Source organism: Nesterenkonia sp. CL21 (assembly GCF_031705515.1).
Classification (GTDB): Bacteria; Actinomycetota; Actinomycetes; order Actinomycetales; family Micrococcaceae; genus Nesterenkonia; species Nesterenkonia aethiopica.
This window is the reverse complement of sequence record NZ_JAUTWR010000006.1, coordinates 81754-102490: the sequence shown is the minus strand read 5'-3', so window position 1 is coordinate 102490 and position 20737 is coordinate 81754. Positions and strand designations below refer to the sequence as shown.

General features: G+C 70.1%; 20 protein-coding genes. 5 read left to right on the top strand and 15 right to left on the bottom strand.

Annotated features, from left to right (window positions below):
* Positions 1–12: 12 nt before the first annotated feature.
* Genes Q7C18_RS10600 through Q7C18_RS10590 form a run of 3 tightly spaced genes read right to left on the bottom strand, consistent with a single transcriptional unit; the run spans position 13 to position 2995 of the window.
* Positions 13–1170 (bottom strand): acetyl-CoA C-acyltransferase, encoded by a 1158-nt coding sequence (locus Q7C18_RS10600; RefSeq protein WP_311025371.1) that lies wholly within the window; start codon positions 1168–1170, stop codon positions 13–15.
* Positions 1167–2354 (bottom strand): fatty acid--CoA ligase family protein, encoded by a 1188-nt coding sequence (locus Q7C18_RS10595; RefSeq protein ID WP_311025370.1) that lies wholly within the window; start codon positions 2352–2354, stop codon positions 1167–1169. The genes Q7C18_RS10600 and Q7C18_RS10595 overlap by 4 nt, the downstream gene beginning before the upstream one ends.
* Positions 2351–2995, bottom strand: a complete 645-nt coding sequence (locus Q7C18_RS10590) for a biotin transporter BioY (protein WP_311025369.1) — start codon at positions 2993–2995, stop codon at positions 2351–2353. Before Q7C18_RS10590 ends, Q7C18_RS10595 begins: the two co-directional genes overlap by 4 nt.
* Before the next feature lie 225 nt (positions 2996–3220).
* Here Q7C18_RS10590 and Q7C18_RS10585 point away from each other — a divergent pair, with 225 nt between their 5' ends.
* Entirely contained in the window at positions 3221–4069 is an 849-nt protein-coding gene (locus Q7C18_RS10585) for an aldo/keto reductase (protein ID WP_311025368.1), read from the top strand.
* Between the two features lie 130 nt (positions 4070–4199).
* The gene (locus Q7C18_RS10580; RefSeq protein ID WP_311025367.1) at positions 4200–5123 is read left to right on the top strand and encodes a universal stress protein; all 924 of its coding nucleotides are present in this window, start codon (positions 4200–4202) and stop codon (positions 5121–5123) included.
* Positions 5124–5220: 97 nt separating this feature from the next.
* Here the strand turns inward: Q7C18_RS10580 and purL are convergent, their stop codons facing one another.
* From purL to Q7C18_RS10550, 6 genes are all read right to left on the bottom strand, one after another.
* Positions 5221–7530 carry a phosphoribosylformylglycinamidine synthase subunit PurL gene (gene purL, locus Q7C18_RS10575; RefSeq protein ID WP_311025439.1) on the bottom strand — a complete coding sequence of 770 codons (2310 nt, stop codon included), beginning with the start codon at positions 7528–7530 and terminating at the stop codon, positions 5221–5223.
* 77 nt (positions 7531–7607) lie between these two features.
* The gene (gene purQ / locus Q7C18_RS10570) at positions 7608–8399 is read right to left on the bottom strand and encodes a phosphoribosylformylglycinamidine synthase subunit PurQ (RefSeq protein WP_311025366.1); all 792 of its coding nucleotides are present in this window, start codon (positions 8397–8399) and stop codon (positions 7608–7610) included.
* Positions 8400–8401: 2 nt separating this feature from the next.
* Positions 8402–8653: a phosphoribosylformylglycinamidine synthase subunit PurS gene (gene purS / locus Q7C18_RS10565; RefSeq protein ID WP_311025365.1), complete on the bottom strand. Its 252-nt coding sequence runs from the start codon at positions 8651–8653 to the stop codon at positions 8402–8404.
* A 151-nt stretch (positions 8654–8804) separates the two neighbouring features.
* Entirely contained in the window at positions 8805–9647 is an 843-nt protein-coding gene (locus tag Q7C18_RS10560) for an ABC transporter ATP-binding protein (RefSeq protein WP_311025364.1), read from the bottom strand.
* On the bottom strand, positions 9644–10723 hold the full coding sequence (locus Q7C18_RS10555; RefSeq protein ID WP_396954361.1) for a FecCD family ABC transporter permease: 1080 nt from the start codon (positions 10721–10723) through the stop codon (positions 9644–9646). The genes Q7C18_RS10560 and Q7C18_RS10555 overlap by 4 nt, the downstream gene beginning before the upstream one ends.
* Before the next feature lie 37 nt (positions 10724–10760).
* Entirely contained in the window at positions 10761–11822 is a 1062-nt protein-coding gene (locus tag Q7C18_RS10550; RefSeq protein WP_311025363.1) for an ABC transporter substrate-binding protein, read from the bottom strand.
* Between the two features lie 225 nt (positions 11823–12047).
* On the opposite strand from Q7C18_RS10550, the gene Q7C18_RS10545 reads away from it, so the two are divergent.
* Together Q7C18_RS10545 and Q7C18_RS10540 are read left to right on the top strand one after the other, a co-directional pair.
* Positions 12048–12830: a hypothetical protein gene (locus Q7C18_RS10545; RefSeq protein ID WP_311025362.1), complete on the top strand. Its 783-nt coding sequence runs from the start codon at positions 12048–12050 to the stop codon at positions 12828–12830.
* Between the two features lie 127 nt (positions 12831–12957).
* Positions 12958–13617, top strand: a complete 660-nt coding sequence (locus Q7C18_RS10540; RefSeq protein WP_311025361.1) for an NAD(P)-binding domain-containing protein — start codon at positions 12958–12960, stop codon at positions 13615–13617.
* 84 nt (positions 13618–13701) lie between these two features.
* Here the strand turns inward: Q7C18_RS10540 and Q7C18_RS10535 are convergent, their stop codons facing one another.
* Both Q7C18_RS10535 and Q7C18_RS10530 read right to left on the bottom strand, forming a co-directional pair.
* A complete protein-coding gene (locus Q7C18_RS10535; protein WP_311025360.1) occupies positions 13702–14724 on the bottom strand; it encodes an NADP-dependent oxidoreductase in 1023 nt (340 codons plus the stop codon).
* Positions 14725–14860: 136 nt separating this feature from the next.
* Positions 14861–15823, bottom strand: a complete 963-nt coding sequence (locus tag Q7C18_RS10530) for a 3-methyladenine DNA glycosylase (protein ID WP_311025359.1) — start codon at positions 15821–15823, stop codon at positions 14861–14863.
* Positions 15824–16170: 347 nt separating this feature from the next.
* Between Q7C18_RS10530 and Q7C18_RS10525 the strand changes: the two genes are divergently transcribed.
* A complete protein-coding gene (locus Q7C18_RS10525) occupies positions 16171–16689 on the top strand; it encodes a GNAT family N-acetyltransferase (protein ID WP_139827821.1) in 519 nt (172 codons plus the stop codon).
* A gap of 120 nt (positions 16690–16809) precedes the next feature.
* On the opposite strand, the gene Q7C18_RS10520 is transcribed toward Q7C18_RS10525, so the two are convergent.
* The 4 genes from Q7C18_RS10520 to Q7C18_RS10505 form a co-directional block, all read right to left on the bottom strand.
* A complete protein-coding gene (locus Q7C18_RS10520; protein ID WP_070162046.1) occupies positions 16810–18093 on the bottom strand; it encodes an aspartate kinase in 1284 nt (427 codons plus the stop codon).
* Between the two features lie 208 nt (positions 18094–18301).
* Positions 18302–19129: an ectoine/hydroxyectoine ABC transporter ATP-binding protein EhuA gene (ehuA, locus tag Q7C18_RS10515; RefSeq protein ID WP_070162044.1), complete on the bottom strand. Its 828-nt coding sequence runs from the start codon at positions 19127–19129 to the stop codon at positions 18302–18304.
* On the bottom strand, positions 19113–19835 hold the full coding sequence (gene ehuD, locus Q7C18_RS10510) for an ectoine/hydroxyectoine ABC transporter permease subunit EhuD (protein WP_083277744.1): 723 nt from the start codon (positions 19833–19835) through the stop codon (positions 19113–19115). The genes ehuA and ehuD overlap by 17 nt, the downstream gene beginning before the upstream one ends.
* A complete protein-coding gene (locus tag Q7C18_RS10505; RefSeq protein WP_311025358.1) occupies positions 19832–20656 on the bottom strand; it encodes an amino acid ABC transporter permease in 825 nt (274 codons plus the stop codon). Before Q7C18_RS10505 ends, ehuD begins: the two co-directional genes overlap by 4 nt.
* Between the last annotated feature and the right edge of the window lie 81 nt (positions 20657–20737).

Below are 20737 nucleotides of genomic sequence, written 5' to 3'. Positions count from 1 at the left end.
GCTTGCCCACCGTCACCGCCGCTCCACCAGTACTGCGGCGCCCATCCCGCCGGCCACTGCACAGGCCGCCACTCCGAGCGCACCGGGCGGGGACTCGAGGAGCCGGTGCAGCAGACGTACCAGCACCATCGTCCCGGAGGCGCCCCACGGGTGCCCCAGAGCCAGCGCCCCGCCAGCCGCATTGACCCGGGGGTCCACCTCCTGGGCGCCGTCGGTGAGGCCCAGGTCATCGAGGGTCGCCAGCGCCTGGGAGGCGTAGGCCTCCACCACCTCCAGCGCGGCGAGATCGGCGACGACGGCGCCCGCCTGCGCCAGCGCGGCACGTACCGCCGGCGCGGCGGCCAGGCCCGGCAGCGCCGGATCCCCACCGACCAGCGTCTGGCCTTGGATGACCAGATGTCGTCCCGGTGCCTGATCCGCGGGTACGAGCATCACGGCCGCCGCGCCGTCGGCGATGCGCGCCGCCGTCGCCGGAGTGACTGTTGCGCCCGGTGAGCCCACCATTGGGCGGAACCGGGCCAGCATGCCGGGGGAGAGGCGGCGCGGGCCGTCGTCGAGCAGAGGTGAGCCCTCCGCCCCCGGCCAGGGCAGGGACTCACGACGCCGCAGATCGGAGTGCTCCCGGGCCAGCCGATGGCTCCGCAGGGCGAAGGCCTCCTGCCGGACCCGAGTGATGCCGCGGACGGCGGCGAGGTCATCGGCCGCCGTCGTCATGTCCGGGTCCGCGAAGCCCTCCGGGGCGAACCGTGCTTGACGGATCGGCGCGCCGTCGACGAGCCGGATCGGCGCGGTGGAGGGGCTCTCCGCCCCGCCGGCGGCCACAGCGGCCCCCGAGCGAGTCACCTGGTCGGCTCCCTGCATCACGGCGACCAGACCCGATCCGCATTGGGCGTCCACGCCCCACCCCACACAGCTCTCCCCGAACCCTGCGTCCAGTGCCGCCACCCGTCCGAGATTGCCGCCCTCTCCGGTGCAGTTGCCCAGCACCACCGCCTGCGGGGCGCGGCCCGCGGACTTCGCCACGGCGGCCAACACCCTGCCCGCCAGGTGATGTGCCGGCACGGAGGACAGGGCCCGGGAGCGGCCCGTGACCGGAGTGCGCAGACCGGAGACCACGGCGACCTCCGCGGCGCCGGGGCCGACCGCATCGACGACAGTCGCCCCGCTCACCGCGCGGCCTCCGTAGCGGCCTCCGTGACGGCCGCCGGAGCGGCCAGCGGCAGGGTGAACGCCACTTCCGATCCCAGGCGGCGGACCTTCCCGCTGGCGGTGCGTGGCAGCTCAGCCACCAGCCGCCACTTCCGGGGCCGCTGGGCCGGGCTCAGCCCGGTGCGCGCGGCCGCGGTGAGGACGCGGGCGTCGAGGGCCGTGTCCTGCGTGGGCTCCACGCAGGCGGTGACCAGCTGGCCGAGACGGGGGTGCGGTTCGCCCAGGACCAGGGCGGCCCGCACCCCAGGCAGGCTCTCCAGCCACGCCTCGACGTCGGCCGGGACCACTGTGGCGCCCCCGGTGAGGATGGCGTCGTCGGCCCGGCCCTGCAGGCTCAGCACCCCCTCGGAGCTCAGGGCGGCCCGGTCCCCGACGGTGGCCCATGAGCCGTCGCGACGGAAGGATCCGCCCTCGCCGAGCACCGCCAGGGCGGTCTGCTCGCTGCGTACCCACAGCGTGTCGGCGCGGACCTCCACCTCCACCTCGGGGATCGGCCGCAGACCGTCTCCGGTGTCCACGGCCACCAGGGAGAGCTCCGCGGCGCCGACGTAGGTGACCACCTGAAGCCCCAGACTGCGGGCGCGGGCGGCCAGACCGACGTCGAGCCGCGCCCCGCCGGTGAAGGCCGCGCGCAACGTGGTCGGGGCGCCGGACTCCAGCAGCTCGACCGTCTCCTGCAGGTGCACCGGGGTGCCGTGGAGGATCGTGGGTCCGTCCAGGTCGGCCGCGCGCAATCGGGCCCCGACGGGCGTCGACCAGGGCAGGCCGCGGTGGTGCGCATGGGCGACGGCGTAGGTGGCCATGGAGGAGACGGGGTGGACGGGGATGAGCACGGCGTCGTCATCCTGAATGCCCAGGGAGACGTCCACCGTGGGGAAGGAGACCTCCCAGGACCGGGCGCTGCGCACGATGGCCCGCGGGCGGCCGGTGCTGCCGGAGGTGAACGAGGCCCACGCGGCATCCTCCGGCAGCGGCGGGCCCAGCACCGAGCGGAGCAGTGTCTGCCAGTGCTCCTGGGACCAGCGCTCGTCGCCGATCAGCGGCACCTCCCCGGCAGCCCGGGCGGCCAGCGCGTCGGACAGCACACGCCGGTGGTCGGGGCCGCGCAGCGGGCGAAGCGTGGGGGACTCGTCCGCCGGGCTCACCGGGCGAACACCTGGGGGTAGGTCCGACGCAGCGTCATGGTCACCAGCACAGCGAGGATCACCTTCAGCAGATCCCCGGGCAGGAACGCCGTGGCCAGCAGGGCGGTCTCGCCCAGGCCCAGTCCGGTCACCCAGGCCTGCACAGGAATGCCGAAGGCGTAGATCACGGGGATGCCGCCGATGAGGCAGCCCAGCGCCGTGCGCGGCCAGGTGGGCCGGACCGGTCTCGTGCGCCGGACCCCGTGGACGATCAGCCCGATGACGGCGGCACCGGCCACCATGCCCGCCAGGTAGCCGGCGCTGGGCCCGAAGAACACGCCCAGACCACCGCGACCACCGGCCAGCAGCGGCAGCCCCAGCGCCACAAGGGCTTCGAAGGCGAGCACCGCGGCGGCGCCGCGCCACGGACCCAGCACCGTCCCGGCGAGCATCACACCCAAGGTCTGAGCGGTCACCGGGACCGCCATGCCCATCACGGGGATCGCCCCGGGCAGGCCCAGAGCCGCGATCAGCCCGGCGAAGACCGCGATCTGGGCCAGCGTGCGGGCGGTGGCGACCGAGGACGTCGTCGGGCGAGCCACCGAGGTCGAGGATCCGGGCGTCGAGGATCCGGGAGGGGTGCTCTGGTGCAGCGTGGACATGCTGATGCTCTCCTGAGGATAGGATTTGAACACTGTTCAACACCTAGCAGTGTGCACTATGCCGGAGCCCCTCGGTCGGAGATGACACGATGCGACGTCGCCTCCAGGCCAGGTGGCAGAGCCGGTCACGACGGCGTGACAGCCGCAGGGGAGCGGGTGGCAGTATGGGCACGGCGGCCCTCACGCCGACACTGCATCCCCGGCCGTCAGGAGGAGTCTGAGACCATGACTGACCAGCCCGACATCCCCACCCGCACCCTGAACGACGGCACCACGCTCCCGGAGCTCGGCTTCGGGACCTACAATCTGCGCGGCTCCGCCGGGGCCGAGTCCATCGCCGCCGCCGTCCGCTCGGGATACCGGCTGCTGGACACCGCCTACAACTACGAGAACGAAGGCGCCGTGGGAGCCGGGATCACCGCCTCCGGCATCGCCCGGGACGAGCTGCGCGTGACGTCGAAGCTGCCGGGTCGGTACCACCGCTATGACAAGGCCGTCCAGGCGGTGGAGGAGTCCCTGTACCGGGCCGGCCTCGACCACTTCGACCTCTACCTCATCCACTGGCCCAACCCGACGCAGGACGTCTACGTGGATGCCTGGCAGGCGCTGATCGACCTGCGGGAGAGAGGGCTGCTGCGCTCCATCGGGGTCAGCAACTTCCTGCCCGAGCACCTGGACCGGCTCCATCGGGAGACCGGGGTGACCCCGAGCGTGAACCAGATCGAGATCCACCCGTGGTTCCCACAGGAGGACCAGCTGGCCGCGAACACCGCGCGTGGCATCGCCGTCGAGGCCTGGAGCCCGGTGGGCAGGAACTCCCAGCTGCAGGAGGAGCCGGTTGTCACCGAGATCGCCCAGGAGCTCGGCCGCAGCCCGGTGCAGGTGATCCTGCGCTGGCACCTGACACGGGGCACCATCCCGCTGCCGAAGTCCGCCGACCCGGCCCGCCAGCGGGAGAACCTGGACGTCTACGACATCGAGCTCAGCGAGGAACAGATGGCCCGGATCGCCTCGTTGGCGACGCCCGACGGCCGCCTCGCCGGGCAGGACCCGGCGGTGTACGAGGAGTTCTGATCTTCCCGCCTCGACACCTCGTCGCCCCGGTCCGGTCGCGACACGGCAACTCTGGCCGACGGAGCGCCGCACATCTATGCTCGGCGACGTGGGGGTGGATCGCCATGGTGCTGGACGAGAGGAGTCAGAGATGACTGAGAACCGAGAAGAGACCGCGTCGCGCGATATTGCGGCCACCCGTCACGGGGTCGTCGTCGGAGTCGACGGCTCCGACCATGCCAGGGCGGCGCTCCACACAGGAGCCAGGCTGGCGGCCTCCGCCGGCGTACCCCTCACGGCGGTGTTCGCCTACCCGATCTCCCACTACGCAGTCCAAGCGGCCTCCTACGGGCAACCCGTCGTCGATGAGGCCGGGATTCGGGATGAAGGCGAAAACATGTTGCGCCAGGCGCTGGCCGAGGCGGGGGCGGACCGGGCTGACGTCCGAGGGGTGGTGAAGCGTGGTCCCGCACCCCAGGCCCTGGCGGAGCTCTCCAGCAACGCCTCGACCATCGTCGTCGGCACGCGGGGGCGAGGAGGGTTCACCGGCATGCTGCTGGGATCCACGTCGGCCAGCCTGCCCTCACGCTCCCACTGTCCCGTGATCATCGTCCCTCCGGACGCTGAGGGCACACGGGACTTCTCCGCGGGAACCGCCCTTGCCGTCGGCGTGGACGAGTCGGGGCACAGCCGGGCGGCCGCTGAGGAGGCTGCTCGCTGGGCCCGAGCCCTCCGTTGCCCGGTGCGGCTGATCAGCGCGCTGGCGCCGGTGTCTCCGGACGTGGAGGCTTGGGTCTCGCTCGAAGAGCAGCGGCGCTCTGCACGCGAGCAGCTCACCCGCACGGTCGAGGAGCATGCCGCCGCCGTGAGGGCTGCGTTCCCCGATGTGACCGTGGAGACCGAAGTCCGCGACGGCGCCGCAGCCGCAGTCATGGTGGACGAGACGCGGTCGGCGCCGCTGACGGTCGTCGGCACCCGAGGACACGGCGGATTCACCGGCATGCTCCTGGGATCCACGTCCTTGGCGATCATGCACCACGCGGAAGGACCGCTGATGATCGTCCCGCAGAGCTGACACGAGTGGCCGCGAATCCCGGCATCTCCCCGATGACACGCCGTGTCGGGAGGGAAGAAGCCGGGATTCGCGGCCACTCGATGCAGGGGTGTGAGGCTCAGACCTCCGAGCCGAAGCGGCTGGGGATCACGTCGCTCCACGCCTCGCGCAACTCGTCGAGCCCCAGGGTGAAGGAGCCGCCGTCGAACGGCCCGGTCACCTCGAGGGTGCCGGACTGGGCGTCCACCACGCCGATCCGCAGGGCGGCGAATCCACGCGCCGTGGTCATGTCCGTGAACCGCACCTCCTCGGAGCGGGGCAAGGCGACGACGGCGCGGGCCTGGGATTCGCTGAACAGTGCGGTGAAGGCGTCCACGCCGTCGCGCTCGCAGATCCCGTCCACGGCCACCCGGGAGCCGACGCCGAAGCGCAGGCTCATCTCGGCCAGTCCGGCCGCCAGACCGCCCTCGGAGAGGTCGTGGGCGGCGTCGATCATGCCGTCCCGGGACGCGTTGATGAGGATCTCGGCCAGCGTCTTCTCCGCGGTCAGGTCCACCTGCGGGGGCACGCCGCCCAGGTGGCCCCGGAGCCGGGCGAACTCCGAGCCGTCCAGCTCATCGCCGGTCACACCCAGAAGGTAGATCGCCTGACCGTCGGCCCAGCGCTCGAAGCCCGAGGGGGTGCGGCGGGAGACGTCGTCGAAGCGACCCATCACACCCACCACGGGGGTCGGGTGGATGGCCCGGCCCGCCGTCTGGTTGTAGAGGGAGACGTTGCCCCCCGTGACCGGGATGCCCAGCTCCTGGCAGCCGTCCGCGAGGCCGCGCACGGCCTCGGCGAACTGCCACATGATCTCCGGGTCCTCCGGGGAGCCGAAGTTCAGGCAGTCGGAGACGGCCTGCGGCACCGCACCGGAGGTGGCCACATTGCGGTACGCCTCCGCCAGGGACAGCTGCGCCCCCGCGTAAGGGTCCAGGTAGGCGTAGCGGGCATTGCAGTCGGTGGAGAGCCCGACGCCGAGGCCCGTGGTCTCGTCCACGCGGATCACTCCGGCGTCGTCCGGCTGGGACAGCGCCGTGTTGCCGCCCACGAAGCGGTCGTACTGGTCCGTGATCCAGGAGGTGTCGGCCATGTTGGGGCTGGTCATCAGCTCCACCACGGCCTCGCGCAGCTGCTCCCCGGAGGAGGGCAGGTCCGCCCCCTGCGCGGAGGCGCGGAACGTGTCGGCCTGCAGCTCGTCCTGCCAGGAGGGGCGGTGGTACGGGCGCTCGTAGACGGGGCCGTCGTGGGCGACGGTGCGCGGGTCCACGTCGACGATGGTCTCGCCGTCCCACTCGATGATCAGCCGACCGGTGTCGGTGACCTCGCCCAGCCAGGAATACTCCACGCCCCACTTGGCCATGACCTGCTCGAAGGCCTCGGCGTTGGCCGGGGTGACCACGGCCATCATGCGCTCCTGGGACTCGGACATCAGGATCTCGCCCGGGGTCAGGGACGGGTCGCGCAGCAGCACGTCGGTCAGCTCCACGTGCATGCCGCCCTCCCCGTTGGAGGCCAGCTCGCTGGTGGCACAGGAGATCCCCGCCGCACCCAGGTCCTGGATGCCCTCCACCAGCTCGGCGTGGAACAGCTCCAGGCAGCACTCGATGAGCACCTTCTCGGAGAACGGGTCGCCCACCTGCACGGCGGGCCGCTTGGAGGGCTTGGTGTCGTCGAAGGACTCGGAAGCCAGCACGGAGGCGCCGCCGATGCCGTCGCCGCCGGTGCGCGCCCCGAAGAGCACGACCCTGTTGCCCACACCGGAGGCGTTGGCCAGGCGGATGTCCTCATGGCGCATGACCCCGACGGCCAGGGCGTTGACCAGCGGGTTCTGCTGGTACACGGAGTCAAAGACGACCTCGCCGCCGATGTTCGGCAGTCCCAGGGAGTTCCCGTAGCCGCCGATGCCCGAGACCACGCCCGGCAGCACGCGCTTGGTGTCCGGGTGGTCGATGTCGCCGAAGCGCAGCGGGTCCATCACCGCCACCGGGCGGGCGCCCATGGAGATGATGTCCCGCACGATGCCGCCGATCCCGGTGGCCGCACCCTGGTAGGGCTCCACATAGGACGGGTGGTTGTGCGACTCGATCTTGAAGGTCACGGCCCAGCCGTCGCCGAGATTCGTCACCCCGGCGTTCTCGCCGATGCCGACCATCAGGTCCTCCGTCATCTCCTCGGTGACCTTGTCGCCGAACTGGCGCAGGTGGACCTTCGAGGACTTGTAGGAGCAGTGCTCGGACCACATGACCGAGTACATGGCCAGCTCCGCCGCCGTCGGACGTCGCCCGAGGATCTCGCGGATGCGGGCGTACTCGTCCTCCTTCAGGCCCAGCTCGGCCCAGGGGAGCTCGGTCTCCGGGGTGGCGGCGGCATGCTCGACGGTGTCGATGTTGAATGCGGTCGCAGGGGTGTGCGCAGACTGGTCCTGCGACTGGTCCTGGGCGGTGCGAGTGGTGGACTCGGTGCTCACAGGGCGCCTCCTTCAGAGGGGGAGTCGGCGAGGGACGAGACGATCGAGGTGAACACGGTCAGGCCGTCGGTGCCGTTGCGCATGCCGGTGGCGTCGTCGGAGCCGTACCCGGCCTCCACAGCGTGCTCCGGGTGCGGCATCAGCCCGACCACATTGCCGGCCGCATTGGTGATGCCGGCGATGTCGTGCCGGGACCCGTTCGGGTTCCCGCCCACATACCGGAAGGCCACCAGGCCTTCGCCCTCGAGCCGGGCGAGGGTGTCCTCGTCGGCGACGTACTGGCCGTCCTGGTTCTTCAGCGGCACGGTGATGAGCTCATCCGCGGTGAACTGGCTGGTCCACGCGGTCGAGGTGTTCTCCACGCGCAGTACCTGGTCGGCGCAGCGGAACTTCAGGTGGTCGTTCTTGATCATCGAGCCGGGCAGCAGGTGCGCCTCGGTGAGGATCTGGAAGCCGTTGCAGATGCCCAGCACCGGCAGCGGGGCACCGGCGGTCGCGGCGGCGGCCTCGGTGATGCGGCTCATCAGCGGAGCGAAGCGGGAGATCGCTCCGGCGCGCAGATAGTCGCCGTAGGAGAAGCCGCCAGGGATGACGACGGCGTCCACGTCACCGAGGGTGTCGTCGGCGTGCCACAGCGGCACTGTGGTGCCGCCGCCCAGACGCACCGCGCGGGCGGCGTCACGGTCGTCCAGTGTGCCGGGGAAGGTGACGACGCCGATGCGGGCGCCGTCCAGCGGGGCGCCGTCGGAGGGGGCGCCGAGGTCACCGATCAGGGGGGTCTCCGTCATGGTCAGGCGTCCTCCACCCGCACGTCCACGACGTCCTCGATGACGGGGTTGGAGAGCATCTCCTCGGCGGCCTTGCGCGCCTGGGCGAGGGTCTGGTCGCTGACCTCGCCGTCCACGGACAGCTCGAAGCGCTTCCCCTGGCGGACTGCGGAGAAGTCCTGGAAGCCGAGGTGGGGGAGGGCGGAGGCGATGGCCTTGCCCTGCGGGTCGAGGATCTCAGGCTTGGGCATGACCTCGACGACGATGCGCGGCATGGGGTCTCCTGTGCTTGTGTGCGGGTGAACGTGCCCGCGGACAGCACTGGGCCCCGCCGGGGTGCAGTGGTCAGGTGCCGTCTCACGCCGGGTGCCGACGTCGTGCTGGCGACGGCGGGCTCCCGGCGCTCCGCGAGCTTGCGGGTCAAGTCTACCGGCTGATGACGGGGCTGGAGTCCGTGCGACGAGGGCCACAGACCTCCCCGCCTCGGCGCGGGACGGCGAGCTCGGCGCGCGGCTCGAAGGAGACCTCGACGCGACCCCGGGCAGGGTCATGACGCACCTCGGCCTCGACCTGGTACACCCTGGCGATCAGCTCCGGTGTCAGCACCTCGTGCGGGGATCCGCCGGCGACGACGGCGCCCTGGTGCAGGACGACCAGCTGGTCACAGAACATCGCGGCCAGGTTCAGATCATGCAGCGCCACCACGGAGGTGAGGGGCAGCCGTGTGACCAGGCTGAGAAGCTCCAACTGGTGGCGGATGTCGAGGTGATTGGTGGGTTCGTCGAGCAGCAGCTCGCTGGGCTGCTGGGCGAGCGCCCGGGCGATCTGTGCCCGCTGCCGTTCTCCGCCGGAGAGCGTGTGCCACAGCTGGTCGGCCTTGTGCTGCAGTCCTGTCTGCTCGAGCGCCTCCGTGACGGCGGCGTCGTCCGCGAGGGCGTCCCCGCCCCAGGCTCCGCGGTGCGGGATCCGCCCGAGTCGGACCACGTCCTCCACTCTGATGTCGGTGTCGGTGTCGGCATGCTGGCTCACCACCGCCACCGTGCGCGCGATGCGACGCCGCGGGACGGAGGCGAGCGGTTCGCCGTCGAGCAGCACCGCCCCGGAGGAGGGCTTCACGATCCCGTGCATCAGCCGCAGCAGGGAGGACTTCCCGGAGCCGTTGGGGCCCAGCAGCCCGACGGTGTCCCCGGGGGAAGGGCGCAGCGTGACGTCGTCGACGACCAGCGAGCCTCCGCGGGTCCAGCTCACGTTCTCGGCGTTCAGGCTCATCCGACCCTCCGGCGCCGTGCGAGCAGGACGATGAACACGGGGACACCGACCAGGGCGGTGCCCACTCCGACGGGCAGCGGGGTGGGCGCGAAGGCGACCCGTGAGCCGGCGTCGACCCACACCATGAAGATCGCGCCCAGCACCACCGTCGTCGGGACCAGCAGCCCGTGCCGACTGCCGACCAGCAGGCGCGCGGCGTGCGGCAGGACGAGTCCGACGAAGCCGATCGCACCGGCCACGCTGACCAGCGTCGCGGCGATCAGCGCGGTCAGCAGCAGCAGGCCCAGTCTGACCCGCCGGACGGAGAGGCCCAAAGAGGCTGCGACCTCGTCGCCGAAGGCGAAGGCGTCCAACACGTGGGCCCAACGGAGACAGGCCAGCGCGCCGGCGAGGACCACTGCTGTGCACAGCGCCACGTCGGCCCAGCGCACCCCCTCCAGAGATCCGAGCAGCCAGAACATGACGCCGCGGGTCCCGTCGGAGTCGGCGAACGCGAAGATGATCAGGGAGGTCACCGCGGAGAAGAGCTGGGTGCTGGCCACACCGGCGAGCACCACCCGGTCGTGCCCGCCGCCTGCCATCCGGGCCAGGGCGAGCACCAGGCCGAACGCCAGCAGGGCGCCGAGGAAGGCCCCGCCGGAGAGCCCCAGAGACGCTCCGCCCAGACCGAGGACCCCGACGACGACTGCGCCGGTCGAGGCGCCGGAGGACACACCCAGCACATAGGGGTCGGCCAACGGATTGCGCAGCAGCGACTGCATGATGGTCCCGCACAGGCCCAGCCCGGCGCCGCAGGCCGCCGCGACCAGCGCCCGGGGGAGCCGTTCCTCCCAGACGATCGCGTCCTCGGAGGCGCGCACCGGGATCTGCGTGCCGGCGACGTGGTTGAGGATGACGTCGCGCACGTTGACCAGCGAGACCTCGGCGGGACCGAGGGTGACCGCAGCGCCGACGGAGAGCGCCAGCAGGACGAGGCCGGCCAGGGTCAGCGTCACCAGAGTCGCTGCGGCGCGGGCCCGCGGAGCGCGTCCGGCGACGACGTGCACCGGACCGGGGCGGGCAGCGGCGGAGCGCACAGTGGCAGCGGCGGAGCGCACAGTGGCGGGGGCGGTGCTACTCAGCGTCGCGCTCCTTCCAGAACTCACCGATCTTCTCCAGGCCGTCGACGAATCGGATGGAGGGGTTCATCTCCGCGCCGTGCAGGGCGATGTACTCCTGGTCCTCGACTGCGTCGAGCGTCCGGGCCAGCGGATCCGCCGTGAGGAACTCGATCTTGTCCTCCAGCAGGTCTCCGGGGAATCGTGCCCGCTGGAGGTCGCCCAGCACGAGGACATCGGGGTCCCTCTCCACGATGGTCTCCCAGCCCACCGCCGGCCAGTCGTCCGCGGCGTCGTCGAGCACGTTCTCCATGCCCGACATCTCCGCCAGGCGTGCGGCCGAGCCGTAGGCGCCTGCCATGTACGGGGTGCGGGTGTCCGCGAACCAGAAGGCGACGGTGGCGCCGTCGGCGTCGACTCCGTCGAGCGCGTCCTCGGCACGTTCCTCGAGGTCCGCCACGAGGGCCTCGCCGCGGGAGGGAACGTCGAAGATCGCGGCGAGCTCATGGATCTCGGTGTAGAGCGTGTCGATCTCCAACATCCGCGTGCGCGTCCCTCCGCCGTTGATGGAGGTGCCGTCCTCGCAGTCCGTGGGAGACAGATAGGACTCCATGCCGGTCTCGTCGAATCGTTCGCGGGAGGCGACACCTCCCTCCAGGGCGAAATGACGGCCGAAGGAGGCCGTGATGAAGTCCGGATCGGCATCGAGGACGACCTCGTAGGTGGGGGCGTCGTCCGAGAGCCGCGGGACGTCCTCCTCGGCCTCGGCCAAGGCGGGCAGCACCGGGTCCGTCCAGGAGGCCGTGCCGATGAGCCGGTCCTCCAGGCCCAGGGAGAGCAGGATCTCCGTGGAGTTCTGGTCCAGTGACACCACGCGTGTCGGCGGGGCCTCCACGGTGACCTCACGACCGCAGTTCTCCACGGTCAGCGGATATTCGGTGGACCCCTCGCCGGTGGTCTCGTCGGCAGGCTCGGAGCCCGGCCGGTCCTCGTCCACCGGTTCCGACGGACCGCAGGCGGTGAGCGTCACCGCCATCGCCGCCGCAAGGGTCATGCTCGCGATCGTCTGGCTCTTCATGCTGTGCTCCCGAGGTGCTCGACGTGGGGATCGTCGTGGACGCGGCCCGAGGGATGAGTTTAGCCGGTCCTCAGTGGATTACATCAACCCTGTATTGGTGAAAGGACCGAAGCGAGGAGTCGTGACGGACGCTGCAGCGCGCCGAGCAGGCCGGGGGCACTCGCTGTGACGGCGGGATATGCGTCAGAGTATGAGGATCACCACCGTCGACCGGAGGAGCCCGGAGTGTCACAGCGGATCGCCGTCCTAGGGGCCGGTGGAGTCATGGGGAGCCTGGTGCGGTCCCGGCTGGAGGAGGCTGACCAGGAGGTCGTGCCCATCAGTCGGGCGCACGGGGTCGACGTGCTGGACGCCTCGGCGCTGCGGACGGCACTGGCCGGCGTGGACGTCGTCGTCGACTGTCTGAATCGGCCGTCTCTGACCTCCGGTCCGGCGGTGCGGTTCTTCCGGACCGCGGCGGAGAACGTGGTCGCCGCGCTGGGTGACGAGACCAGTCGGCGCGGCGAGCTCCCGCGGATCGTGTGCGTGTCCATCGTGAACTGCTGGGAGCCGCGGGTGAACCGCTGGCTGGGCTACTACCAGGCCAAGTCCATCCAGGAGCAGGTCTATCGAAGTGCGCCGTCGTCGGCCCGCCGAGTCTCGATCGTGCGCACGACCCAGTGGTTCGAGCTGCTGTCCACTTTCCTCGACCAGATCCGGCTGGGTCCGCTCGCCGTGGTTCCGGCCGTGGTCACCCGTCCCCTGGCCGCCGCCGAGGCCGCCGATGTGGTGGCAGACCAGGCGCTGAGCAGAGCGCCGGAGTCGACCCTGGAGGTCTGTGGCCCCGAGGAGATGGACATGGCGCGGGCCGCGGCCCAGTACAATCTGCGCGCCCAGCAGGTGGGCCGAGTCATGCGCCTGCCGGTGGGCCTGACGTCGCTCGGCGACGGCAGCCTCATCCCGGCCGCGCCCGACGTCGTCGCGAGTACGACGTTCGAGCAATGGCTGGCGGAGCAGTCGGCAGTCTGACGTGTCGTCGGGGCGGGTCCCGGATCTCGGGACCGGTGCTCGGTGGGAACAAATCCCCTCGCCGCGCCGTTCTTTCAAATCGGAAGTACTTTCCACCCCGATCCTTCTCGACCCCCAGGAGCAGCAGATGACCGCTCAGCCGCTGACCATCGGAGTCCTCGGCGCCGGCCGTGTGGGCACCGCCGTCGCGCGCCAGGCCGTGCGCGCCGGCCACACGGTGAAGATCGCCACCGGCCGGCCCGCCGAGGACATCCGGCTGCTCACCGAGGTCATCGTGCCCGGCGCAGTCGCTGTGGACCGCCAGCAGCTGCGCGGGTCCGATCTGCTCATCGTGGCGGTGCCGCTGCACAAGTACCGCAGCATCGACACCTCCGTGCTGCAGGACCACGTGGTCATCGACACCATGAACTACTGGGCGCCGGTGGACGGGCTGATGGACGAGTTCGACGGCAGCCGCTCCACCTCGGAGGTCATCGCCGAGTTCTTCGGCGACGTGCGCCTGGTCAAGACACTGAACCACATCGGCTACGGCGACCTGGAGGTCGACTCCCACCCGGCGGGGGCGCCGAACCGCCGAGCCCTGGGCATGGCCTCGGACGACGCCGACGCCAAGGAGCTGGTGGCCGGGTTCATCGACACACTCGGCTATGACGCCGTCGACGCCGGTCCGCTGGCCGCGGGCCGGGCCTTCGAGAACGGCACCGAGATCTTCGCCGGACGGCACACCGCCGAGCAGATGCAGGCCCTGCTGGCCCAGGATCGCGAGCGGGTCTTCGCGGACGTCTGAGTCGGGTGCCTGCCACAGAATGCCGTTCGGCCCCGGGAAGCGCGTCCCGGGGCCGAACTGTGTCTGGGGTCCTAGGGGCAGCCCTCAGGTGGTGCGCACCACCATCTTGCCGATGTTGGCGCCGTCCATCATGCCCAGGAACGCGTCCACCGCGTTCTCGATGCCGTCGACGACCGTCTCGTCGTAGGCGATCTCACCGGCGGGGAACCATGCGGCCATCCGCTCCTGGAATGCCGGGGCGTGGTGGAGGTAGCCGCCCAGGGTGAAGCCCTGCATGCGCAGCCCCCGGGTGATCAGGTTCGCCAGGTTGTTCGGCCCCGGGGCGGGCCGGTCGGCGTTGTAGCTGGAGATCGCGCCGCACAGGGCCAGGCGGCCGCCGTCGTTCATCACGTCCAGGGCGGCCTGCAGGTGGTCGCCGCCGACGTTGTCGAAGAAGACGTCCACCCCGTCGGGAGCGTGCTGGGGGAGCTGCTCGCGGACCGGCGCGTCCTTGTAGTCGAACGCGGCGTCATAGCCGTACTTGTCCTGCAGCAGCGCCACCTTCTCCTGAGAGCCGGCGGAGCCGATCACTCGGGAGGCGCCGAGCAGGCGGGCGATCTGCCCGGCTGCAGTGCCCACGGCTCCTGCCGCGCCGGAGATGAACACTGTGTCCCCCTCGCGCAGCTCGGCGATGGCGGTCAGTCCCACATAGGCAGTCAACCCTGTCATGCCAAGAATCCCCACGTGGAGGGACAGCGGCGCCCCCGGGATCTCCTGCACGGGGCGGAACGCTTCGGCGTCGTCCTGGGTGATGTCGCGCCACCCCAGCTGATGCAGCACGGCGGTGCCCACGGGCAGGGACTCCGATCGGGAGGCCACCACGCGTCCGACGGCGCCGCCGGTCATGGTCTCGTTCAGGGCGAAGGGCGGGACGTAGCTCTTCACGTCGTTCATCCGGCCGCGCATGTAGGGGTCCACGGAGATGAATTCGTTGGCCACCCGCACCTGGCCCTCGGCTAGCGGCGGCAGCTCGAGGCGGACCGTGCGGAAGTCCTCAGGGGTCGGGCGGCCGGAGGGGCGGCGGATCAGCTGGATCTGAGTGCTGGTGACAGCGCGGGAGTCTGGCATCGGTGGTCCTTTCCGAACGGGTGCACCTGATGCGCTTCAGCGCTGGGTGGCGGCCCGGTATTCCTCCTCTGTGCTGAGACGTTCGGCTCACCGCGGCGGGCAGGGATCCCGCGACGGCGGCGCGTCAGTCAGGGCGTCAGGCCCGCGCGTCAGCCAGGGCGTCCACCTCGTCCAGGGCTCCCAGGATCCGGCCGCGCAGGACCTGGGCCTCCTCGGCGAAGCCCTTCTGCGCCCGGGCGTAGTCGGCACGTCCCTGCGGGGTCTCGATGCGCACGGGCTGATAGCCCCAGTCTGCGAGGTCATAGGGGGAGGCACGCATGTCCAGCTCACGGATCCTCCAGGCGAGGTCGAAGCAGTCCAGCAGCAGATCGCTGCTGACCGCGGGGATGAGCTTGTACGCCCATTTGTAGAGGTCCATGTTGGCGTGCAGGCAGCCCGGCTGCTCCAGCTCCACCTGGGTCTCCCGGGTGGGGGTCAGTGCGTTCAGGGGACGGGCCGACGGGGTGTAGAACCGGAAGGCGTCGAAGTGGGTGCACCGGATGTTCAGGGACTCCACCACCTCATCGGTGCCGTCGGACCCCAGGCGCAGCGGCACCTGATCATGACGCTGCCCGTGCTGCACCGACCGGTAGACCATCGCCCACTCGTGCAGACCGAAGCAGCCCAGTTGGGCGGGCCTTGCCGCCGTCGCGCTCAGCAGCCGGCGGGCGAAGCCGATCATGGACTCCCGTGCGTGGCGGAACCGCACGACGTCGACCGTTGCCCCGCCGGTGGGGGTGCCGTCGTCGACGGTGGTGTAGAACTTCCACCCCGCCTGCTCGGAGCCGCCAGCGCCTTCCAACACCGTGCCGGCCCCCGGATGCCAGCGGGAGAGCTGCCCGGGAGAGTGGGAGTAGTACGTGAACAGGAAGTCCTCCACGGGGTGCTTCTGTCCGGCATGCCGCCGCTGGAGGAAGCCCTGCGTGTACTCGGCGACACGTCGCTGGTGCTCCTGGGCCCGTGCGTGATGGTCCTCAGCAGGCAGGGCGCGAAGACCCTCCGGGCGGGGAGCCCCGGACGTGGTGGCGCAGACGTGGGCGGAGGCGGATGAAGTGCTCATGGGCGCGTGTCAGAATACCCGGTCCCGCTGAGCACCTGGGGGCGCGGCCCACGGCCGGGCGTTCGGGCGGTGTCCAGACACCGGGCCGAAGCCGTGCAGATGCTGACGTCCGGCTGGATCCTCGGCTAGAATCGGCTCTGTATCTCGCACCGAACGCCCAGGCGGCAGGAGCGCCCCGAGCAGGGGAGCACCTGCCGCCTGAGTGTTTCCGAGGGCAGGAACGCCGGGGGACCGACAAGCCGCACTGGGCTCAGTTCCGCGTCGACGGATGGGCCTCAACATAAGGTGCCCGTATGTGCACTGAACCTCCGCCGGCGGCTCCAGGCGAGACTGCTGCCACTGACCTGATGCTGGCACCTCCGGACCTGGATGACCTGATCGAGCTCCACGCCATCTATTCCGACCCCCGGGTCTGGACGCACTTTCCGAACGCCCGCCACACCGACGAGTCCCAGACCGCCGAGCTGATCCGTGTCTGGCGGCGCTCGTGGCAGGAGCACGGGCTGGGGCCGTGGATCGTCCGTGACCCTCAGTCAGGAGCCATGCTCGGCCACGGCGGCTGCGCTGTCCGCGGCGGATTCTGCTGGAATCTCGGGTACCGGTTCGCCGCTGAGGCGCAGGGGCGAGGCTATGCCACCCGGGTGGCCCGCGCCGGGACCTCGGCGGCCCGAGCGGCGCGCTCAGATCTTCCCGTGATCGCCTACCTCCTGGAGCACAATCGCGCCTCTGCCCGAGTGGCGGAGAAGGTTGGCCTGCTCTTGAGGCACCGTGGTCCTGACGCCGGGAATCCGGCCCCCGAGGCCGTGCGGCTGATCTACTCGGACCGGGAGCTCAGCCGGGAACAGGTCGCGCAGGCACTGGCCTGACACTGCGCCCCCCGCGCCCAGCACGACGTCGGCTCCGCGGTGTGGGCCCTTATGACGCGCTGTCAGCGCTGAAAAGGGCCCACACCGCGGAGCCGACGGATGAGTCGAGGGAACGAGGTCTCAGCGGCCGGTGCCGGCGTAGACCGTGGCCTCCTCCTCAGCGTCGAGGCCGAAGGCGGTGTGGATCGCCTGCACGGCCTTGTCGAGGTCCTCGATGTCGGTGATCACCGAGACGCGGATCTCGGAGGTGGAGATGAGTCCGATGTTGATGCCGGCGTCGCGCAGCGCGGTGAAGAACTTCGCCGAGACGCCCGGGTGGTGGCGCATGCCCCCGCCGATCAGGGAGACCTTGCCGACCTGCGGCACGTAGTCCAGCTGCTCGAAGCCGATGGACTCCTGGTGCGCGGTGAGGGTCTCGGTGGACTTCTGCCCGTCCGCGGCGGGCAGGGTGAAGGAGATGTTCGTCGTCTTGGTCTCGTCGGAGACGTTCTGGACGATCATGTCGATGTTGGTGCCGGCCTCGGCGATCAGGTTGAAGATCTCAGCGGCCTTGCCGGGGACGTCGGGCACCCCGGTGATGGTCAACTTGGCCTCAGAGCTGTCATGGGCGACACCGGAGATGATGGGCTGTTCCAAGGGTTCACCTTCCTGGAGGGCGATGGCGTCAGAGGGGTCGGGGATGACCCAGGTTCCTTCGAGCTGGCTGAATGAGGACCGCACGTGCAGCTTCACGCCGAAGCGGCGGGCATACTCCACGCTGCGCAGGTGCAGCACCTTGGAGCCGGCGGCGGCCATCTCCAACATGTCCTCGCTGGAGATCTGATCGATCTTCCGGGCGGTCTTGACCACGCGCGGGTCAGCGGTGAACACGCCGTCGACGTCGGTGTAGATCTCGCAGACGTCCGCCTTCAGTGCGGCGGCCAGGGCCACGGCCGTGGTGTCCGAGCCGCCGCGGCCCATCGTGGTGATGTCCTTCGACTCCCGGCTCATGCCCTGGAAGCCCGCGACGATGCCGACATGGCCGGCGTCGAGGGACTCCTGGACGCGCTGCGGGTTGACCTCGATGATGCGGGCCTTGCCGTGGATCGCGTCGGTGATCATCCCGGCCTGGGAGCCGGTGAATGACTGGGCGGACTCGCCCAGCTGGTGGATGGCCATGGCCAGCAGGGCCATGGACATGCGTTCGCCGGAGGACAGCAGAATGTCCATCTCCCGCGAGGGCGGCGCCTCGGTGATGTCGGCCGCCAGGTCGAGCAGCTCGTCGGTGGTGTCACCCATCGCGGAGACCACGACGACGACCTGGTGGCCGGCGCGTTTGGTCTCGACGATCTTCCGGGCCACGCGTTTGATGCTCTCGGCATCGGCCACGGATGACCCGCCGTATTTCTGGACGATCAAGCTCATGGGGTTGTTGTCTCACTCCCGTGCAGGGTTTCATCGCGGACTTCGGACAATTCTATGAGCGTGCTCCGCGACGGGGCACAGCTCAGTGCCCGGTCTCACACTGTGGATGGCGTATCTGCCGGACCAGGGGGTCCGACAGCGTCTGCCACCAGTGTCTGCCTCGGGCCCGAAGGCCCGGAACGAGACCGGACAGAAGCTTGCGTGTGATTCAGTTGTCGCCCAGCACGGCGCCCAGGAAGGCCTGGGTGCGCTCGTGATCCGGGTCGGTGAAGATCTTCTCCGGCGGGCCGGACTCCACCACGTGTCCGCCGTCGAACATCATGACCTTGTGCGACACGTCCCGGGCGAAGCCCATCTCGTGCGTGACGATCAGCATGGTCACATTGGTGGTTTCGGCGACCCGGCGCAGGATGTTGAGCACCTCGCCGACGACCTCCGGGTCGAGGGCGGAGGTGACCTCGTCCAGCAGGAGGATCTCCGGGTCCATGGCCAGGGCGCGGGCGATCGCCACCCGCTGCTGCTGGCCCCCGGACAGCGACGTCGGATGGGCGTCGGCCTTGTCGGAGAGCCCCACCTGCTCCAGCAGGTCGTGGGCCTTGGCGATCGCCTCCGCCTTGGGGCGGCCCAGCACGTGGATGGGTGCCTCGATGATGTTCTCCAGCACCGTCATGTTGGGGAACAGGTTGAACTGCTGGAACACCATGCCGATGCGGGTGCGCAGCTGCTTCTGCCGCTTCTTGGACACCGGCACCCGGCGTCCCGCGCGCTGCTCATGGGTGAGCGGCTCGCCGTCGATGAAGATGTAGCCGTCGGTGAGCTCCTCCAGAGTCATCACCAGGCGCAGGATGGTGGTCTTCCCGGAGCCGGACGGGCCGATCAGGGTCACCCGCTCCCCGCGCTCGACCGTGAAGTTCAGGTCCTTGAGCACCACATTGGAGCCGAAGCGCTTCTCCACATCACGGAACTCGATGACCGGTGTGGTGGCCTCGGAGACCGTCGTGGCCCCGGCGGGGGAGGGGTCAGTGGGCGTAGGCAAGACGCTTCTCCAATCGACTGATCAGAAGGGCAGTGGGGTAGCTGGCGGCCAGGAAGATCAGGCCTGCCAGCACGAAGACCTCGGTGTAGCGGAACGTGGGGGCGCCGATCTGCCCGGCGACGGTCACCATCTCCGCCACCGAGATGACGATCAGGAACGGGGTGTCCTTGAACATGGAGATCGCATAGTTGCCCAGGGAGGGCACGGTGGAGCGCAGCGCCTGAGGGATGACCACGCGCCGCCAGGTCCGTGCCGCGGACATCGACAGCGCCGTCGTCGCCTCCCACTGACCCTTGGGGACGGATTCGATCCCCGCCCGGTACACCTCCGACATGTAGGTGGCGTAGTGGACGCCGAAGACGATGATGCCGATGGTCATCCCGTCCAGCCACATGAAGGTCCAGAACATGAAGATCAGCTGGACCACCAGCGGGGTCATCCGGATGAAGTTGGCCATCCACTTCACGACCCAGGCCAGGGGGCGCGGCAGCACCCGCATCAGAATGGCGATCACCAGGCCCAGCACCGCGGCGATGAGGGTGCCGACCACCGTCACCACCAGGGTGACCTTCAGGAAGGCCATGAGCATGTCCGGCAGGGCGTGGAAGGCGAACTCCCAATCCCAGAACGGGCTCTCCCGGACCTCCTCCTCGTCGACCAGAGTGGGGTCCTCGATGTCGGCGGCGCGCAGCACGTGCTGGATCATCGGGCACCTCCTGCAGCGGACTTCTCGGCGGTGGGCTCAGCACCTGCGCCCACGGACTCCGGGACTGTCGTGGGCGGCTTGGGAGAGAGGATCTCCTTCAAGGAGGGGCCGCGGCCGAGCTTGTGCTTGGCGCGCGCCTCGAGAGCCTGCATGAACAGAGTGAGGATCAGGGCCAGGATGAAATAGACCACCAGGCCGATGAACGCATGGGAGAACCAGATGTCTGTGGGACGACGCAGGTTGTTCAGCTCGGCAGTGAAATCGTTGACGAAGGGGATGATGTAGGCGATCGCGCTGCCCTTGAGCAGGTGGATCCACAGGTTCGCCAGCGAGGGGAGCATCAGCGCCCACGCCTGGGGGAAGATGATGCGGCGCATCTTGTGCGACCAGGACATCGACAGGGCCGTCGTCGCCTCCCACTGGCCCTTGGGCACGGTGGTCAGGGACGCCCGGACGGCCTCGGCTCCATAGGCGCCGTAGTTGATGCCCAGGGCGAGCACGCCCAGCAGGAACGTGTTGCGGATCAGCCCTTCGAACGGCAGGTCCGGGTTGCGCATCCAGATCTGCGGCAGCACGTACAGCAGCAGGAACAGCAGGACCACCAGGGAGATCCCGCGGAAGAACTCGATGATCACCCGCGCAGGGATCCGCAGCCACAGGTTCGGGCTGCCGGCCGCCAGGCCCAGCACGACGGCGACGGCGAACGCCAGCAGCCCACCGTAGAGCGCCAGCTGCACCGTGGTCCACAGGCCCGCCAGCAGGCGGTCGGACCAGTTGACCACGACCTCGAAATAGCCTGGCCAGTCTTCCCAGAAGTTCATCGGCCCCTCTCAGAGCTCTGCGGTGACACACTCTGCGGCCGGTTCCGGGTGGAACCGGCCGCAGAGATCAGCGGACGGAGC

Bases quoted from the DNA above. Each gene is read 5' to 3' on its own strand.
- Q7C18_RS10590 (WP_311025369.1), bottom strand. From the start codon at position 2,995: ATGTCCACGCTGCACCAGAGCACCCCTCCCGGATCCTCGACGCCCGGA.
- Q7C18_RS10585 (WP_311025368.1), top strand. From the start codon at position 3,221: ATGACTGACCAGCCCGACATCCCCACCCGCACCCTGAACGACGGCACC.
- Q7C18_RS10580 (WP_311025367.1), top strand. From the start codon at position 4,200: ATGACTGAGAACCGAGAAGAGACCGCGTCGCGCGATATTGCGGCCACC.
- purQ (WP_311025366.1), bottom strand. From the start codon at position 8,399: ATGACGGAGACCCCCCTGATCGGTGACCTCGGCGCCCCCTCCGACGGC.
- purS (WP_311025365.1), bottom strand. From the start codon at position 8,653: ATGCCGCGCATCGTCGTCGAGGTCATGCCCAAGCCTGAGATCCTCGAC.
- Q7C18_RS10560 (WP_311025364.1), bottom strand. From the start codon at position 9,647: ATGAGCCTGAACGCCGAGAACGTGAGCTGGACCCGCGGAGGCTCGCTG.
- Q7C18_RS10550 (WP_311025363.1), bottom strand. From the start codon at position 11,822: ATGAAGAGCCAGACGATCGCGAGCATGACCCTTGCGGCGGCGATGGCG.
- Q7C18_RS10540 (WP_311025361.1), top strand. From the start codon at position 12,958: ATGACCGCTCAGCCGCTGACCATCGGAGTCCTCGGCGCCGGCCGTGTG.
- Q7C18_RS10535 (WP_311025360.1), bottom strand. From the start codon at position 14,724: ATGCCAGACTCCCGCGCTGTCACCAGCACTCAGATCCAGCTGATCCGC.
- Q7C18_RS10530 (WP_311025359.1), bottom strand. From the start codon at position 15,823: ATGAGCACTTCATCCGCCTCCGCCCACGTCTGCGCCACCACGTCCGGG.
- Q7C18_RS10525 (WP_139827821.1), top strand. From the start codon at position 16,171: ATGCTGGCACCTCCGGACCTGGATGACCTGATCGAGCTCCACGCCATC.
- Q7C18_RS10520 (WP_070162046.1), bottom strand. From the start codon at position 18,093: ATGAGCTTGATCGTCCAGAAATACGGCGGGTCATCCGTGGCCGATGCC.
- ehuD (WP_083277744.1), bottom strand. From the start codon at position 19,835: ATGATCCAGCACGTGCTGCGCGCCGCCGACATCGAGGACCCCACTCTG.
- Q7C18_RS10505 (WP_311025358.1), bottom strand. From the start codon at position 20,656: ATGAACTTCTGGGAAGACTGGCCAGGCTATTTCGAGGTCGTGGTCAAC.